Annotated in this window: 16 protein-coding genes and 1 pseudogene; 10 read left to right on the plus strand and 7 right to left on the minus strand. The window is 73.4% G+C overall.

Features of this window, described 5'->3' with window-relative positions:
- Positions 1-4: 4 nt before the first annotated feature.
- The gene (locus KYY02_RS05435; protein WP_371236265.1) at positions 5-2,029 is read right to left on the minus strand and encodes a DUF4139 domain-containing protein; all 2,025 of its coding nucleotides are present in this window, start codon (positions 2,027-2,029) and stop codon (positions 5-7) included.
- Between the two features lie 124 nt (positions 2,030-2,153).
- Positions 2,154-2,339, minus strand: coding sequence for a hypothetical protein (locus KYY02_RS05440; RefSeq protein WP_371236266.1), 186 nt, complete (start codon positions 2,337-2,339; stop codon positions 2,154-2,156).
- A 1,566-nt stretch (positions 2,340-3,905) separates the two neighbouring features.
- On the opposite strand from KYY02_RS05440, the gene KYY02_RS05445 reads away from it, so the two are divergent.
- From KYY02_RS05445 to KYY02_RS05470, 6 genes and pseudogenes are all read left to right on the plus strand, one after another.
- Positions 3,906-5,609: a SpoIIE family protein phosphatase gene (locus KYY02_RS05445; RefSeq protein ID WP_371236267.1), complete on the plus strand. Its 1,704-nt coding sequence runs from the start codon at positions 3,906-3,908 to the stop codon at positions 5,607-5,609.
- A gap of 101 nt (positions 5,610-5,710) precedes the next feature.
- Positions 5,711-6,477 (plus strand): annotated as a pseudogene (locus tag KYY02_RS05450) (carbohydrate-binding protein); the annotation flags it as partial.
- A 109-nt stretch (positions 6,478-6,586) separates the two neighbouring features.
- Positions 6,587-6,844 carry a hypothetical protein gene (locus KYY02_RS05455; RefSeq protein WP_371236268.1) on the plus strand — a complete coding sequence of 86 codons (258 nt, stop codon included), beginning with the start codon at positions 6,587-6,589 and terminating at the stop codon, positions 6,842-6,844.
- Between the two features lie 10 nt (positions 6,845-6,854).
- Positions 6,855-7,454, plus strand: a complete 600-nt coding sequence (locus KYY02_RS05460; RefSeq protein WP_371236269.1) for a hypothetical protein — start codon at positions 6,855-6,857, stop codon at positions 7,452-7,454.
- A 10-nt stretch (positions 7,455-7,464) separates the two neighbouring features.
- The gene (locus tag KYY02_RS05465; RefSeq protein ID WP_371236270.1) at positions 7,465-7,770 is read left to right on the plus strand and encodes a hypothetical protein; all 306 of its coding nucleotides are present in this window, start codon (positions 7,465-7,467) and stop codon (positions 7,768-7,770) included.
- A 46-nt stretch (positions 7,771-7,816) separates the two neighbouring features.
- On the plus strand, positions 7,817-8,047 hold the full coding sequence (locus KYY02_RS05470) for a rhodanese-like domain-containing protein (RefSeq protein WP_371236271.1): 231 nt from the start codon (positions 7,817-7,819) through the stop codon (positions 8,045-8,047).
- 26 nt (positions 8,048-8,073) lie between these two features.
- Here KYY02_RS05470 and KYY02_RS05475 read toward each other — a convergent pair whose 3' ends face one another.
- Positions 8,074-8,844 carry a GNAT family N-acetyltransferase gene (locus KYY02_RS05475; RefSeq protein ID WP_371236286.1) on the minus strand — a complete coding sequence of 257 codons (771 nt, stop codon included), beginning with the start codon at positions 8,842-8,844 and terminating at the stop codon, positions 8,074-8,076.
- A 265-nt stretch (positions 8,845-9,109) separates the two neighbouring features.
- Complete coding sequence (locus tag KYY02_RS05480; protein WP_371236272.1) at positions 9,110-9,610, minus strand: N-acetyltransferase; 501 nt, start codon at positions 9,608-9,610, stop codon at positions 9,110-9,112.
- Positions 9,611-9,813: 203 nt separating this feature from the next.
- Between KYY02_RS05480 and KYY02_RS05485 the strand changes: the two genes are divergently transcribed.
- Positions 9,814-10,056: a hypothetical protein gene (locus tag KYY02_RS05485; RefSeq protein WP_371236273.1), complete on the plus strand. Its 243-nt coding sequence runs from the start codon at positions 9,814-9,816 to the stop codon at positions 10,054-10,056.
- 60 nt (positions 10,057-10,116) lie between these two features.
- Here the strand turns inward: KYY02_RS05485 and KYY02_RS05490 are convergent, their stop codons facing one another.
- A complete protein-coding gene (locus KYY02_RS05490) occupies positions 10,117-10,617 on the minus strand; it encodes a hypothetical protein (protein ID WP_371236274.1) in 501 nt (166 codons plus the stop codon).
- A 718-nt stretch (positions 10,618-11,335) separates the two neighbouring features.
- On the opposite strand from KYY02_RS05490, the gene KYY02_RS05495 reads away from it, so the two are divergent.
- On the plus strand, positions 11,336-11,503 hold the full coding sequence (locus tag KYY02_RS05495) for a hypothetical protein (RefSeq protein ID WP_371236275.1): 168 nt from the start codon (positions 11,336-11,338) through the stop codon (positions 11,501-11,503).
- Between the two features lie 175 nt (positions 11,504-11,678).
- On the opposite strand, the gene KYY02_RS05500 is transcribed toward KYY02_RS05495, so the two are convergent.
- Positions 11,679-11,984, minus strand: coding sequence for a hypothetical protein (locus KYY02_RS05500; RefSeq protein WP_371236276.1), 306 nt, complete (start codon positions 11,982-11,984; stop codon positions 11,679-11,681).
- A gap of 202 nt (positions 11,985-12,186) precedes the next feature.
- The gene (locus KYY02_RS05505) at positions 12,187-13,062 is read right to left on the minus strand and encodes a PhzF family phenazine biosynthesis isomerase (RefSeq protein WP_371236277.1); all 876 of its coding nucleotides are present in this window, start codon (positions 13,060-13,062) and stop codon (positions 12,187-12,189) included.
- A 454-nt stretch (positions 13,063-13,516) separates the two neighbouring features.
- On the opposite strand from KYY02_RS05505, the gene KYY02_RS05510 reads away from it, so the two are divergent.
- Complete coding sequence (locus tag KYY02_RS05510) at positions 13,517-14,302, plus strand: endonuclease/exonuclease/phosphatase family protein (RefSeq protein ID WP_371236287.1); 786 nt, start codon at positions 13,517-13,519, stop codon at positions 14,300-14,302.
- 129 nt (positions 14,303-14,431) lie between these two features.
- Positions 14,432-15,856, plus strand: a 1,425-nt coding sequence (locus tag KYY02_RS05515; protein ID WP_371236278.1) for a cytochrome P450, incomplete at its 3' end; no start/stop codon positions are given.

Genomic DNA, 15,856 nt, shown 5'->3' on the forward strand with positions numbered 1-15,856 from the left:
TGTGTCAGCTCCTGCGGTTGCCGCCGGTGAGGGCCCTACCGGCCGGGATACGGATCTCGTAGCCACCGTCGAGGGCGGCGGTGCCGCCGGCGGGCAGCTCGATCCGCCACAGACGGGTGCCCGGCACATGACGCTCCGCGCCCGCGTCACCCCCGGGAGCCGTCCAGTCGGCCCGCTCCTCGATCCGGACGTCCGGGTCGGAGGTGACGGGCACGCGCTCGCGCACCTCCACAAGGACGGGCGCCGCGAGCCGGTTGGCCAGCTCCACACGAACGCGGTGGTCGAGCACGGTGACGTTGTTGCGCAGCCCCGCGGTCGACTCGTGCAGATTCACCCGGCGGGTGACCCCGATGGCCTCGGCCGGTCCGAGCCCCACCCGGCACACACAGCCCGGGGCGAGCGTGGGCAGAGCGGCCGTCAGCAGGAAGTCCCCGTCCACGGTGACCTCCACCGGGCCGGCCAGCAACGCCTGATCGGTGGCGTTGGAGAGCACCAGCGTCGTGTACACGGTCTGCTCCACGGACGGAACGCAGATGTACTCGGTACGCAGGCCGACCGGGATCTCGCCGACGGTGACGGTGTGCCAGGTGCCGTCCGAGGGGATGTCGGCGGGGGCGGCGGCATCGAACCGGTGGTCGAAGGAACCCGCCGACTCGCGGGGCCGCACGGCGTGTCCGGGAAGGGGCAGTGCGCCCACCGTCCCGGCGCGACGGCGGTACTCGGCGGTCACCGGGTCGACGCCGGAGCCGGGGAACAGCCTGCCCCGGCGGCCGCCCTGTTCGTCCGGGCCGCACAGGACGAGCGCGGAGTAGTCGAGTTCGGCACCGTCCGGCTGCGGTGGACCGGTCACGGGGGACGGCGGGGCGTACCCGGCGACGGCCACGGACGCTGCGTGCGGTGACGGAGCCGCCCCGGGGGCCGCGGGAGCAGCCGGGGCGGCGGCGGGCGCGGCGAGCCGCGCGGCGGTACGCGGCCTGCCGCTCGGCCGGGCCGGCGCCGCGGGGCCGCCGAAGGACGGAGGAGGGGCGCCCTCCGGCAGTGGAACGGGCGACGGGGGAACGGGACCGGGCGCGGCGCCACCCACGGCCCCGGGCGCAGGCCTCATGTCGGGCCGGGGACCCGCTGCGTCGTACCCGGCGAAGAGATCGGCCAGCCCCGCCGGGTGCTCACGCCAGCCCGAAGGCGCGGGGGCGGACTGACTGCGTCCGATGCGGACCGAGCGGAGCCGGGGCAGGTCGGTGCGACGGCGCAGATCGGCGGTGGCCAGGGCGATCCGGACACCGGTCCAGTCCTCACCCGTGCGCTGGGCGACCGAGGCGCGCAGCACCAGGGAGCCATCGCTCTGGCCCTCACGACGGGTGAGCCGGTAGGCGGGCACCCAGAGGGCGCCGGGCACCCCGTACTCCACCTCCACCTCCGCCTCGTCCGCGTCGTCCAGCGTCAGGACCGCGCACATCGAGTCGGCCACCGGCGCCGAGGGCGCGCCGGTGGAGGCACGGGAGAACCTGTCCTCGGCGACCGTGAGCTCGTGCTCGACCCTGCGCAGCTCCTTCTCCAGTTCGCGGAGCCTGCTGTGCAACCCGGTCAGGCGCTCGTCGACGAAGTCGGAGAGCTCCAGCCACGCGTCGACCGGGGCACGGCGGTGCGGGGCGTCCCGCCTGCGGGCCGGCGGCACCGGGCGGAGCGCTCCGACCTCCTCGATCAGGCCCAGCTGCCGGTCCCGGCGGCCCCGTGCCGCCGCACAGCCGTCGCGCAGCCGCTCCACTTCGCGTCGCAGGTCCTCGGACGGTTCCGTGTCGAGGAGTTCGGCCTCCGGCTCCACCCGGGCCTCGGTGACACGCACCCCGGACGCCCCGACGACGCGGGCCCGCAGCGAGCCCGGGTCCAGCGAACGGGGCAGTCCCGTCACTCGCACGCGTCCGGCCGCCGGCACCGCGCCCCGGGCCAGCCGGCGGCAGAGCGCCCCCTGCGCGTACACCACCACCGAATCGAGAGTCGATGCCCACCTCGGGGCTGTCCCAGCCGTCATGTGCTCCCCCGCCCAGCCGTCTTCGTGCCGAGGGCAGCCTACGCGGTGGCCCGCCGCCGGCCCTGCCAGGTCCCGATGCCCGTGCGGACCACGCGTGACGGGTCGTCAGGCGCTGCCCGTCGCCTCACCAGACCAGGCACCAGTACGTGCCGTGGTGTCCGATGCCGATACGGCTGATCCGCGGAACCAGCCGAGGGTCCGGCTGCCCCACGGCCGCCATCGAGCAGGCGGGGTCACCGACCGTGTCGGCGTCCGCCATACGGCGGGCGGCGGCCGTCGCGGCCGGGGAGGTGTACCACGTGGTGGTCACCCGTTCGCCGCCACCGGTCGACGGCGTCGGCCCGGGCATCGTGGTTTTCGAGGGGTGTCCGGGTGTCGTGGTTTTCGGTGGGTGTCCGGGTGTGGCGGGTTTCGTGGGGGGCGCGGGTGTGGCGGGCTGTGGCGAAGGTTTGGGTGTCGTGGTTTTCGGTGGGTGTCCGGGTGTGGCGGGCTTCGTGGGGGGCGCGGGTGTGGCGGGCTGTGGCGAAGGTTTGGGCGTCGGGAAGCCCGGTGGGAGCCGGGGTGTCGCGGACCGCGTCGGTGGAGGCGGTGGCGTTGTCGGTCCCGCTTTCGGAGTGCGCGGGGCCGACGTGTCGGTCTCGGTCCGGCGGGGCGCCGGTTGGCGGCTGGGTGGCGCCGAGCGGGTCGTGGGCCGCTGCTCCGGAGGCGCCGACTCGGTTGTCCTCCGCGGAGCCGACGGCAACGGTTCGTTGGTCGGCCGCTGTGCCGACGAGGCCGGCCGGGGCGCCGGCCGTCTGCTCGGCGGGGTCGACTGACGAGGCCGGGGCGTCGGCCCGGGCGACAGCGTGGGCGTCGGCGTCCGCCGCGCCGTGCTCGACGGCTCTGTCGCGAACGTCCAGGACGGCAACGGGTTCAGCGTCGGAAGGGACAGATCGTCCGAGGCCGAGGGCGTGGGGCTGGGCGTTCCGCCGTCCTGCGTCATCAGCGCCCACACGCCGATGCCGCCGAGGACGAGCACAGCGGCGCCGCCTGCGATCCACGGGGCACGCCGCGGCGGGCGTCGGTGACGGTTCATGGTCTTACTGTCCTATGTGACCCGGCGGGGCGCCTGTCGCGTCGCCTGGACGTCGTGCTTTCCGTCCGTCCGAGTGATGCGGAGCCTCCCGGCTTCATGCCGAACGGGTGGCGCCGGGCGCGACGCGCCGACCCGGTTCTGAGTCCGGGTCATGCCATGCGCACCCGTCCACGGGTCGTCGCGGAGCCCTCGACGGCCGTGGCCCTCACCGAGCCGTACCGCGCCGGGACGCGACCGCCCGCAGCGCCGTTCGCGCCCGCGACCTCCGACTTGTCGGGGGCGCCGGTCCCGCCGAACAGACGGCCACGTTCCCGCCCGTCATGCTCCGTCTCCGTCCTTCCGGGAGCGGCCCCCGGACGATGTCCTCGGGGCGCTACCTCCGCGGTACATCGGACGCCCGTCGTTCTCCGTGTGCGCACCGGCCGCAGCAGCCGACCGGTGCGCACGAGGAGGCGGAACGGGCGGCCCGCCGGGACGCACGGGACACGCACACCGGCCCGAGCTTGGAAGTCGGCCAGGGGCGCCCTCGAAGCCGGTGCGTGCCCCACGGCCGACGGCAGTCCGGCCACCTCGATGTCCGGATTCCGGATGTGTCATCATCCGCTGCCCGCTGCCCGCTGCCCGCTGCCCGCTGCCCGCTGCCCGCTGCCCGCGGAGCGGAATTCACCGGAGCCGTCGGACGACGTGGGATCCTCACCACATGGTGGGCACATGAGGGAGGCGGGAAACGGGGGAAGACGCATGAGGCGGGGCACACGGGCGGCGGGCGGGGCGTCGACCCGGCCGGCGGAGGAGGAGACGATGACAGGGGCGGAGCACACGGAGGTCCACGGGCTGTCCCCGTCGACCGCTTCCGCCGCGCTGGAAGCCATCGGCACGGGTGCCTACGTCGTCGACGAGCAGGGCTGCATCATCGCCGTCAACGCCCGCGCGGAGGAACTGCTGGGCCGGCCAGCCGTGGAGCTCGTCGGCCAGGACGCGCACGACCTGCTGCACCGCGGTCCGCAGGGGCAGCAGCTGCCGAGGACCCAGTGCACGATGCGACAGGCGTTCCACGCCGGACGCCCGGCTCAGGGCGACGAGGACTACTTCGCACACGCCGAAGGTTCGTTGCTGCTCGTCTCCTGGCTGATCTCCCCGTACGACCTCGGCGACCGGCAAGCCGCCACACTCGTCGTCTTCCACACTCCCGGGCATCTGCGGGGCACCGTCCGGCGACCGGAGCCGCCGGTCCAGTCGCTGTCGGAACTGCAGAGGCTGGCCCTGCTGGCCGAGACCACCGCGCAGCTGACCTCCACCCTCGACGCCGACGAGGCGCTGCGGCGGCTGGTGGCCCTGGTCGTGCCCCGGCTGGCGGACTGGGTGATCGTCGACCTGATCACCGAACGCGACGAGGTGTGGCGCACCGTCGTGGTCCACGCCGAGGGCGACACGCTGGTGCGGCACGAGGACCTGCAGGGGCCGATGCCGCCGGTTTCCGAGAAATCCCCGATGCCCCTGTCCAGAGCCCTGCGCGGCGTCGCCTCCACCCTGGCCGGTCCGCAGACCTACCAGGGGACGCCGGATTCCGGCATCGCGGTCGAGCAGGGCCGTCTGTTCCACGCCACGCGGATGCACTCCGCGGCCATCGCGCCCATCCGCAGCCCCCGCGTGGTCCTGGGCGCACTGACCCTGGGCCGGGCCGAGAGTCCGGAGGCCTTCGCCCCCGTGGACCTCCCGCTGATCGAGGACATCGCGCGCCGGGCCGGCCTCGCCCTGGACAACGCCCGCCTCTACCAGCGTCAGCGCAAGGTGGCCGAGACCATGCAGAACCATCTGCTGCCCCAGATGCCGGACCTCTCGGGCCTGGAGATGACCGTCCGCTACCTGCCCGCCCCCGACGCCTCACACGTCGGCGGCGACTGGTACGACGCCTTCCTTCTGTCCGACGCGTCCACGGCCCTGGCCATCGGCGACGTCGTCGGGCACGACCTGGAGGCGGCAGCCGGCATGGCACAGGTCCGCAACATGCTCCGCGCCTACGCCTGGTCCCAGCACGAACCCCCCAGCCGGATCGTCGAACGGCTGGACGAGGCGGTCCAGCACATCACCGACGTCACCATGGCCACCATGATCTTCGGCCGGATCGAAGCGGCCCACGACGGTCACTGGCAGCTGTCCTGGACCAACGCGGGCCATCCTCCGCCGCTGCTGATCAGCCGGGACGGCCTGGCGAGCTACCTCACCGATGGCCACGGCATCCTCCTGGGCACCCAGGCGGGTCTGCGGCGCCCCGACGCCACCGCACTGCTCCCGCCGGGATCCACCCTGGTGCTGTACACGGACGGCCTCATCGAAACGCCCCGCCAGCCTCTCGACACGGGCCTGAACCGGCTGCGCCGGCACGCCGCCGCCCTCGCCCACCGCCCCCTCTTCTCGTTCACCGACCAACTGCTCAGCCGTGTCCGCCCCGCCGACAACGACGACGACGTGGCCCTCCTGGCCCTGCGCGTTCCCGAGGGCTGAGCCCGTAGGAGGCTTCGGAGGGCCGGACGGGTCGGGAGCGGTGCGCCTCGGCCGTGGGGGTGGGGCCGGTGGAGGACCGACGGGCCGCCCGGCACCGTCCATCCGGAACCTCGGGCTCGGTCTTCGGCTGCGCGGCACCGAGGAACACTTCACCGCGCAACACCGGCCTGACCGGCCTGCCGCCCGCACAGCCCGCCTGGATCCCCTACGGCGGCGGTTTCGTCCCCGAGTTCGGCAACGGCTCGGAGTCGCCCATGGGCGGCCCCGTCCACCGGTACGACGCGAACTCCACCTCCGAGGTGGGGTTCCCCGCCGAGTAAGACGGAGAATTCTTCGCCGGTGAGTTCGGCCGCCGCCGGATCAAGCGGATCGAGGCCGGCGGCGACGGAACCGTACAGGCCGTCAACCGCACACCCGCGCACGGCGGCAAGAAGGTCGGCGATATCCACAACGGCGACTGGATCTCCTTCGCGCCCTACGCCCTCGACAACGCCACCGGCTTCACCGCCCGTGTCCCCTCGGACGGCAGCGGCGGCCTCCTCGAAGTCCGCGCGGGCTCCCCGACCGGCACCCTGCTCGGTACGGCCGCCGTGCCGGTCACCGGCGGCTGGGAGACCTTCCAGGACGTCACGGCGTCCCTGACCGACCGGCCGGCTCCACCACCCTGTACCTCGTCTTCAAAGGCGGCAGCGGCACCCTGTTCGACGTGGACGAGTTCTCCTCCGCCACCTCCACCGACGGAACCCGCACGGGTGAGGTGCGGGGGGTCAACGGCAAGTGCCTGGACGCCTCGGGCGGCCCGTGGGACGACGGTACGCAGGTCCACCTGTGGACCTGCCACACCGGCCCCAAGCAGAAGCGGACCCTGCCCTGATCCCGGCAACTTGCCCCGCCGGGGGGCCGCTTGGTGCTTTCGGCCGGGGGTAGCCGATAGGCCTCCAAGGACGAGCGAGACAAAGTGCGCGAGGAGGCCTGCCATGGGAGAGCGCCACGACCACAAGGGACAGGAGCTCGGCGATCTCGAACCGGGCACGCGCCAACGCGTCCGGTTGCGCGCACGAGTCGTCGACATCGCCGCGACGGCGCTGTGCGTGGTGCTCGCCCTGTGGGCGGTGTGGAGCATCGTCGGCGTGGCCCGCGGAACGGCGGAATGGGCGTACAGCGCGGTCGCCTGCGTGCTGCTGACCGCCCGGACGGTGGGTCTGCGACGCGGTGGCGTCCGGTCCGGACGGTAGGGGGACGACGGTGGAACGGCTCAATACCTTCTTCGGCCGCCACGTATGGGCCCAGGTGCTGCTCGTCGTCCTCCTGGGCTGGGCGGTGATCATGCTGATGTCGCCAGGGGAGCCGGCCCTCGTGGTGCTGCTGCGGGCCGCCGTGACGTCGGTGGGCGCGGTGGCCGTCCTGCTGGTGCTGCGGGCGGGGGAGAAGCGCGCGGCCGGCGGCTCGGGCGACCGTCTGGTCGCCCTGGACCGCCGGCTGCGCCACGGGGAGCTCCCCTCGTCGTCCGCCGAGCGCAAAGCCATGCTGGACCTGGCGGAGCAACGGCTGCGCCGTACCCGGCACCGGCGCCCCGCCCTGGTGGTTCTCTGGCTGATGTACGCGCTGTTCGTCGCCGCGCCGCTCCTCCTGGGCGAGGTCCGGCAGGCGCTGGTCTGCGGTCTGCTCGGCGCGGTCGTCCTGCCGCTGCTGACCTGGCAGGGAGGCCGTCAGGTGCGGCGCCTGCGCGAGGTGCGCGACACCCTCCGGAAGGGCGCCGACGGCGCGGACGCCGATGGTGAGGCGCCGGCCGCGCGGGAGCCGCTGGAGCAGCGGGACCACAGGCGTTCCTCCTCCGACGGGTGATCCGCCCTCCGTGTCCGGACCGCCTCCCTCCAGCCCCACCGTCACGCTGCTCACCATGGGCCGGGTGCGGGGGGCCACCCTCATCGAAGGGCCGGAGCCGCTCGGTCCGACCACGCACGAGTACGGGCCGCTGGGGCACATCCAGGGAGCGCCGGGCCTCTCGCCCGGCGAACCGGCCCGCAGCTCACGCATCACCGTGCGAAGTGCGCGCAGCACGGTGGCGGCGTTCGTCGCCGCCGGGCTCGTCGACGACGGGACCGCCCGTGCCGGGGCCGCGCCGGTCCTGCGGATCACGGCGGCGGTGAGGACCTGCTGACCCGGGCCGACGAGGTGGTGGCCCGCCTCGGCGCGGTGTTCACCGCGTGTTCGAGTGGCACCGGGTGCACGTCCCGGACGCCGTGCGCATACCGCTCGAGGTGCTGCCCGAACGCTGCCCGGAACTCCCCGACGACCGTCTGCTCGTCACCTTCCGCGCCGACGGCACCCGGTCCGCCGGCGCGGCGGACCTCCTCGTGGGAAGCGGCTTGGACACGGTCGACGTGAGCCGCTGCCCCGTCGACCGGCGCACCGCCGGCGGCCCGCTGCCCACCTGACGACAGCGGTCTTCCGGCACGTTCAGTCAGCTTCCCGGGGTGAAGAAGTGCAGCGGGCTGTTCGGCTCGAAGCCGATCCGCGGATACAGGGGAGCCCCGGCGGCGGTCGCGTGCAGCGTGGCCCGGGTCAGCCCGGTGGCCCGGGCTCCCTCGTACAGGGCCTTACGGGTCACCGCCTCTCCGTACCCCCTGCGCTCCCACCGCGGGTCCGTGGCCACCAGGACGACGAACAGACGGCCGTCCGCTTCCACGGCCCCGGCACACGTCACCGGAACGCCGTCCCGCAGACCCAGGTAGGCGTGCACCCCTGTCCGCCACAGCCCCGAGCCCACCAGGCCGTCGCGGCCGTCTTCCAACGGCATGCCGTAGGCACGCGAGTTGAGGTCGGCGTAGGCCCGCAGGTGCTCGTCCGTACCGACCCGCACGAACGTCAGCTCCGGGTGCGCCGGTTCGGGGACCGGCAGCAGGTCACCGGCCATACCGACGCCCGAGAAGGCGTGCACCAGACCGGCCCGTTCGGCCGCCTCCGTCAGGCGCGGGCGCGCCTCGGCGCCGAGGAGGTCCTCGAAGACCCACAGGAAGCCGGCCCGCCGCTTCGACCGCATGATGTCCGCCGCCTGCCCCAGCCGCTTCTCCAGGAGCCCTGCGTCCGCCCCTGCCTCGGTGAGCGTGACGCAGTTCCAGAAAGCGAACCCGCACTCCGCCCAGCGCACCGCGACGCCCGGCAGGTCCCTTACGTCCGCGTCCGGATTCCGGTCGAGCACCATCGCCCGCCAGACCGTGGCGAGCTGCTCCATCGATTCCACCGCGTCAGCGAAGTCCCGCGTCACCTTGTTTCCTTTGCTTGATCACCGGTAGGGGCATGTCTGCCCACCGGCACCGACGAGATCCGCTCGAGCCGGTCGGATTCGACGCCGTGGGCGACGCGGAACGCCGGGGACAGCGGACGAGAAAGACGGCGAAGGGCTTGACGCCGTGCCGGCGCAGGAGGCGGGGGCACGGCCCACGATCAGCGACAGCCCCGGGTACGGCGAGGCCTCCGCACCGGACGGACGGCCCTGCTCACGGGTGGTCCGGCAGCCGGAGCCACTCCTCCCAGCTCATGTCCCGGCCGATGAAACGAGGCCGCTCGAAGGGCCAGTCCTCGGCGACCCAGCGCGGCACGAAGGCGTCCAGCGCCCGCTCCAGCGCACCGCCCACCTCGTCGTCCACCACCCACCAGGAGATCTCGGCGTCCGCCCCCTGCTTCTCGGGCGGGTCGATGTAGACGCAGCCGCGCAGGGCGGTACGGTCCACGTTCTCGATCGTGTAGTTGAACGATTCGTGCGCCTCTGTCTCCGCGGCGTGCCGCTCCAGATCGGCGAGGTTCGCCTCGTACGACATCGTGGCCGACGGCCAGCCCCACGCCGGGCCGAAGACCGACCACAGCCGTTCCCGCGAACCCATCACCGTCGGGTGGTCCAGCGGTGCGTCCGCACCGCTGATCGGGCGCAGCCGGTGGCCCCCGCCGTCGGGTACGTCGACGTGCAGGGGATGGGGGAAATCATGGGGGAGCCAGGTCATGGGCGTGAGCCAACCAGGCCGGTGAGCGCCGCACAAAGGGATATCTCCGCACACGACCCTGCCGTGGACCACCGCCCACGGCAGACGAGCCGGAGCGACAGCCGACCGGGAGATCGACCGCGATCGCGTGCGGTGAAGCCGCATGACGGGGGTACCGGCAGGGTGACGCGTGATGGAGCGGTTCAGGAGGGACGATGGAATCGATGAGTCAGCTGCGACAGCTCAGGGCCGTCTACGCGGGCGGTGTGGTCGCCTGGTCCGTCTGCCTGTTGCTGACACTGATTCAGGACAACGGATCGGCACGGCAGGCTGTGGTGCTGCTGGGCCTGCTCGCCGTCTTCCTCGTCCTGCTGCTGTGGACGACCTGGTGCCTCTGGGAAGCCGGGACGCGCCGTCCGGTGAACCGGGCCGCGGGCACGGCGAACGCGCAGCCCGAGCAGCCGTGACGGCCATCCGCCCGAGTGCTCGTGTCGCTTCCTGTGACGCGCGCCCGCGGACGGGGCGGCTCAGGCCGCTCCGTCCGCAGCCTTCCAGAACTCGAGCGGGGCGGTGACGAGCGCCTCGGGCGCCTCCTCGGCGACGTGGTGACCGGAGGCGACCGAGCCGCCCTCCAGCGGGCCTCCGGCCCGGTCCCGCCACACCCCCGGTACGTCGCCGTAGAGGCCGGCCATGTCGTCACGGGCGGCCCACGGAACCAGCAGCGGGCACTCGGTGCGGCGACCGGCCCGCCGGTCGGCGTCGTGCCGCCGGTCGACACCCGGACCGGCCCGGTGGTCCTCACACCTGGCGTGCACGGTGGCCGGATCGTGGACGGCACGACGGTAGTCCTCGTACGCCTCGACGTCCGCCTGCTCGGGTGCGCCCCTGTACCAGGTGTCGGGGTCCGCGCCGATGATCCGTTCGGCCGGCTTGTCGGTCTGCGCGAGGAAGAACCAGTGCCGCCGGCTCAGGGCGGACTTCGCGTCGTGCCGGCGCAGCGCCTCCCCGAGGGGGACGGCGTCCAGCACGCTCAGGGCGGAAACGGCCTCCGGAGGGTCCAGGGCGAGGCGGGTGGCGACGTACGCCCCCGGCCGTGACCGACGACGTCGAACCGTTCGTGGCCCAGGCCGCGCATCGGAGCGAGGCAGCCCCCGGCCATGGCGCGCTCGGAGGGCCGGCGGTGTCCCTGGTCGGTCGGAGGCTGCGAGGACGCCCCGTAGCCCCGTAGCCCCGTAGGTCGGGGCGGACGACCGTGTGCCCGCGGCCGTCGGCAACGGGGCCACGCGGTGCCACGTCGCGTGCGTCCGCGGACGGCCGTGGAGGAGCAGTACGGGTGGGCCGCCGCCCCGTACCGCACGCGGAGTTCGGCCCGGCTCCCCGTGCTGCGTGTCAGCGTGAAACCGTCGAACGTTCCGCCCTCCGCGCCCGGTCGCCGCGTTCGCCTGCCCCGGAACACTTCGTCCACACGCCGTGGCATGCGGCTGCCGCCGGTCGTTGACGCGATGCGGGAGGAACCGGGCGCACGGAGGCGGACCCACAGGCGAACGGTGACCGGGGCGATGTCGCAGCGTCCGCCGTCGCCCGACCAGCGCTCAGCCACAGGACCCGACCGGGCGGACGGCAGGCGGTTCCGCGGGGGGAACAGGCCCGACCGGCACCGCGGGACGCCACCCGTGCCGTCATTCCCGCGTCTGTGAGCGCGACGGCCGGGCATACGGGCTTCATCCCCATGAGAGGAGCTCGTTCATGCTCGGTACGGTCGCGGCGGTGCTTTTCTTCATCGCGTTCCTGATCAACGCGGCGGAGATCGGCACCAACGACGTGTTCTCTTCGGTGAACGTCATGCTGCTGGGGCTGACCGCCCTGGCCCTGCACGTGGCGGGAATCGGGACCGGCTGGTCCCGTCGACGCTGACGTGGCCCCGCGCGGGTCCGGCACATGTGTCGACGGACCCGCGCGCCGCCCCGCCCGCCCTGCCGTGGGCGGTGGCGGGCGGGGCGCGACTCGGCAGCGCAGCACCGCCGACGGGTGGTCGGCGAACCGGACGACGGCTTCGGCAGCACGTCCGGCGGCGTCGCCCCGTCGGCCGTCACCGCGCGGCGGACCTCGGCACGCCGGCGCCGCGCGAGCGGACGGCCGTGTCCGCCGTCGTCCACGCCGCGAGTTCCGCAACGACCCGTACGTCCGGGTCGGCGGTCGGCGTCCTCCGCGCAGCGGGCGGGAGCCCGGGGCAGGCGGTCGGCTTCGTCCGGTGCTCCGCGTCCGGATCCGCCGCGAAGTGCCGGGCCCACTGCGGGTCGCCGGCCCCCTCGTCGAGGAGGGCGAGCGCGGCCTGCGGCGATGCGACGGAATCGGTGTCGACGGCGGTCGACAGGCTCTCGTAGGCGCGTCGCACAGCGTTCTCCCCGGTCCGCGCGGCCCGCGAGGCTCTCGGCGGCGTCCGCGACCGGGATCGGCCGGTCGGCGAACTCGACGGGCGGAGCCGTGGTGGCGGCGGGCCCGCACAGTGCACGGTTCACGGGAAGACGTTCCCTCCGGACCGCGGTCGAACGGCCGAGGTGCCGTCGCACCCGACAACGTCGCGAGGGAACGGCCGTTCAGCCGATGCGAGTTCCCGCGCCGCCGACCCGGACGCGCGGGTCACCCGCGCGCAGCGTCACCGTGAGCCGGCCCGGGCGGCCGAGGTCCTCGCCCTGGTACAGGGCGAGGACGGAGTCCTCGGGCACAAGGCCGAGTTCGCGGGCGTACGCCCCGAACGCGGCTGCCGCGGCGCCGGTCGCCGGGTCCTCGACGATGCCGCCGACGGGGAACGGGTCACGGACGTGGAAGGCGGTGGCCGACTCCCGCCACACCAGCTGGAGGGTGGTCAGGTCCAGACGGTGCATGAGGGCTTCGAGGCGCGCGAAGTCGTAGGAGAGGTCCGCGAGACGGGCACGCGTGGCCGCCGCGAGCACCAGATGACGGGCGCCGGCGAACGCGATACGGGGCGGGAAGGCCGGATCGAGGTCGACGGCCGGCCAGCCCAGCGCGGCGAGCGCCTCCGCGAGGTCGGCGTCGGAGATCTCCGTGATGTGCGGCTCGACGCTGGTGAGCGTGGCCCTGACCGTCCCGTCCTTCTCGGTCACCTCCACCGGCACGATGCCGGCCTGCGTCGCGAACACCATCTCCCCGGGGCCCGTCCGCTCGGCGAGCGCGACGGCGGTCGCGACGGTGGCGTGCCCGCAGAACGGTACCTCGGCCCTGGGGCTGAAGTAACGGATGCCGTACGTCCGTCCCTCCGGACCGCCGAGGCCCTCCGGGGGCGCGGTGAGGAACGCGGACTCCGAGTATCCGAGGCCGGCGGCGATGGCCAGCATGTCCCCGTCGTCCAGAGCGTCGGCGTCCAGAACGACACCGGCGGGGTTTCCGCCGTCCGGACTGCTGGAGAAGGCGGTGTAGCGCAGCACTTCGGGCTGCGGCGTATGCGTCGTCATGCTCACGGTAACGCGGGACGGGGCCGCGACCATTCCTGGACGGGACACGGGGGAGAGGGCCGGCCGCTCGCACAGGGCCCGGGCGACGGGACGAGCGGGCGGACGGTGGAAGAGGGCGCGGCTCGCACGGCGCCGGTCGCCCGGGGACGACAGCGCCGCCGTCCCGTTCCCGCGTCGCCCGCCCGAGTCCCTCGGCCCGTCCGGCGCACGAGTCGGGCGGCCTTTCGCGGACGGCCGGGCGACGCCTTCTCCTGTCGCCCTCGAGGGCTACGACACGGTCGTCGTCCTCGCCGGTGCGCTGCGTTCCCGGGCGGGAACCGGCCACGCGTTGCCGGCGACGCCGTCCCATAAGCTCGTGCACGGAAGCGTCGGACGCCAGGCGCACGCACACGAGGAGGCGGCAGTGGTCGGAAGGAACGCACGGTGGCTCGCGGGTGCCGTGGTCGTGGCCTGCATGGTGCTCCTCGGCCCCAGCACACCGAGCGGGGCCCCCGTCGCCAGGCCGCTGCCCGCCGACGCCGTCAGGGACGTCGTACCGAACCGGGTCATGACGTGGAACATCTGCAACCCCTGCGAGACGGACGATGCCGACCGGGCGGCGGAGATCGCCACGTACGCGCCCCAGGTCGTCGGTCTGCAAGAGGCGTGTGTGCGGGACGTCGAGAGGATCCGGGACCGTCTGGAGCACCTTTACGGGCTGGTGTACCACGTCGAGTACGGGACGGTTCTGCGGAACTGGGGCCGGTGCGGGGGAATGCCGTGGAATCCGGGAGCCTTCGGGCAGGCGATCCTCTCGGCGGCACCGATGACGGACCACGTCGACGTGGAGTACCCCGACGGAGGATCCGAGGACCGCGGGTACATGGCGGTCACCACCACGGTGGGCGGCCGGTCCGTACGGGTCTTCAACACGCACCTCGCCGAACGGCGTCAGGAAGCGGTGAGGGCGGGCCAGACGGGCGTGCTCGCCGCAGCCGTCGCCCGGCACGACCGCGCCATCGTCCTCGGAGACTTCAACGCCGTGCCGGACGCGGCCGAACTCTCCCCGATCTGGGCGCTGGCCGAGGACACCGATCCCCAGTGCCTCCCCTCCAACGGCGGCACCTGCGAACCGACCACCGACTGGCACAGCAAGTTCGACTACGTCTTCCTGCGAGGCGTCACCCCGCTCGAGCACCACGTGGAACGCACCCCGTACTCGGACCACCACATGCTGCACACCGATGTGGACCCGACCTAGCCGTCGGCCGAAGCGGGCGCCCGGGGCGGGGATGTGAAACACACGTCATGGAGCAGTCGCATCGCACACCGCCTCCCCGGGCAGACATCGGCCACCCCCCCACGGACTCACGTGAGGAGCCCCACGGCCGTGACCGTCCCGCCCGCCGCACCCGTCCCCACACCGACCGCACCCGGCGCCCTGCCCCTGCTGGGGCACGCCCACCGCCTCGCACGCGACCCCCTTCCCTTCATCACGTCCCTCCGTCGGCACGGCAGTGTCGTACGCATACGGATCGGACCGACCGCCGCCTACGTCGTGACCGATCCCGAACTGACCCGCAGGGTCCTGGTCACCGAAGCCGGCCACTACGCCAAGGGCGGCAGGATCATCGACGCATTGCGCGTCTTCTTCGGCGACGGCCTGGCCACCGTCGCCGACGGCGACACGCACCTGCGCAACCGGCGCCTCATGCAGCCCATGTTCAACAAGGCGCATGTCGCCACACGCGGCAGCGTCATGATCGACCAGGTCCGGTCGATGGTCGAGGGGTGGCGGGAGAACGAGAAGCGTGACGTCTTCGCCGACATGAACGACCTCACCCTGGCCGCGTTCCTCGTCGCCCTCTTCGGCGCCGACCTGCCCGAGCGCCTGCGGGCCGAGTTCACCGTCCTGATGCCGGCCATCATGAAAGGCGCCATCCGGCAGACCGTCCTGCCGCCCTGGGTCACCCGCCTGCCGCTGCCCGCCAACCGCGCGCACGCCGAACGCGTCGCACGCCTCCGCGATCTCGTCGACCGAGCCATCGACCACCACGGCGCCTCCCTGTCGAGCACGTCGTCCGACGACGCGGACACCGGCCCCACGTGCCCGCACGCACCACCGGCCCAGGGCGGCCTGTTCGCCGCACTCCTCACCGCGGACCGGCCGTTGACCCACCGTCATCTGCAGGACGAGGCCATCACCTTGCTGACCGGCGCCATCGAAACCACCGGCACGACCCTGGCGTGGACTCTCTACGAGATCAGCCGGCACCCCGGCGTCGAGGAACGTCTGCGCACCGAACTGGCCGACGCCTGCGGCGACCGCCCCCTGCGCCACACGGATCTCGAGAACCTCCCGTACGCCCGTCAGGTGCTGCAGGAAGCCATCCGCAAGTACGGGCCGGCCTGGATGGTCACGCGCACCGCCACCCGTGACGTGGAGCTCGGGGGCCACCGCATCCCCGAAGGAGCCGACGTGGTCTGGAGCCCGTACCTCCACCAGCACGATCCGGCGCGCTTCCCCGCCCCGGACGTCTTCGACCCCGACCGCTGGGCCCCCCATCGCGCCCCGGCCGCCCGCGGCTCCTTCCTCGCCTTCGGAGACGGCCGTCGCAAGTGCATCGGGGAGAACTTCGCCCGGACCGAGCTGCAGATCGTCCTGGCGGTGATCCTTCAGCGCTGGTCACGCATCGAGCTCGTGTCCCGCACCCCACGGCCCCAAGCGGTGGTGACGGTCAGACCCGACACGATGTCGATGAGGTACGGCCGCCGTGACACCGCCACTGCGTCCTCGGACGTTCCTCCGCGCTCC

This window comes from Streptomyces pimonensis (assembly GCF_041380215.1).
Classification (GTDB): Bacteria; Actinomycetota; Actinomycetes; order Streptomycetales; family Streptomycetaceae; genus Streptomyces; species Streptomyces pimonensis.

What these genes read in the sequence shown, in the direction of transcription:
- KYY02_RS05435 (WP_371236265.1), bottom strand. Translation starts at nt 2,029, where the DNA reads ATGACGGCTGGGACAGCCCCGAGGTGGGCATCGACTCTCGATTCGGTG.
- KYY02_RS05510 (WP_371236287.1), top strand. Translation starts at nt 13,517, where the DNA reads ATGGTGCTCCTCGGCCCCAGCACACCGAGCGGGGCCCCCGTCGCCAGG.
- KYY02_RS05445 (WP_371236267.1), top strand. Translation starts at nt 3,906, where the DNA reads ATGACAGGGGCGGAGCACACGGAGGTCCACGGGCTGTCCCCGTCGACC.
- KYY02_RS05485 (WP_371236273.1), top strand. Translation starts at nt 9,814, where the DNA reads ATGAGTCAGCTGCGACAGCTCAGGGCCGTCTACGCGGGCGGTGTGGTC.
- KYY02_RS05495 (WP_371236275.1), top strand. Translation starts at nt 11,336, where the DNA reads ATGCTCGGTACGGTCGCGGCGGTGCTTTTCTTCATCGCGTTCCTGATC.
- KYY02_RS05475 (WP_371236286.1), bottom strand. Translation starts at nt 8,844, where the DNA reads ATGGAGCAGCTCGCCACGGTCTGGCGGGCGATGGTGCTCGACCGGAAT.
- KYY02_RS05480 (WP_371236272.1), bottom strand. Translation starts at nt 9,610, where the DNA reads ATGACCTGGCTCCCCCATGATTTCCCCCATCCCCTGCACGTCGACGTA.
- KYY02_RS05455 (WP_371236268.1), top strand. Translation starts at nt 6,587, where the DNA reads ATGGGAGAGCGCCACGACCACAAGGGACAGGAGCTCGGCGATCTCGAA.
- KYY02_RS05505 (WP_371236277.1), bottom strand. Translation starts at nt 13,062, where the DNA reads ATGACGACGCATACGCCGCAGCCCGAAGTGCTGCGCTACACCGCCTTC.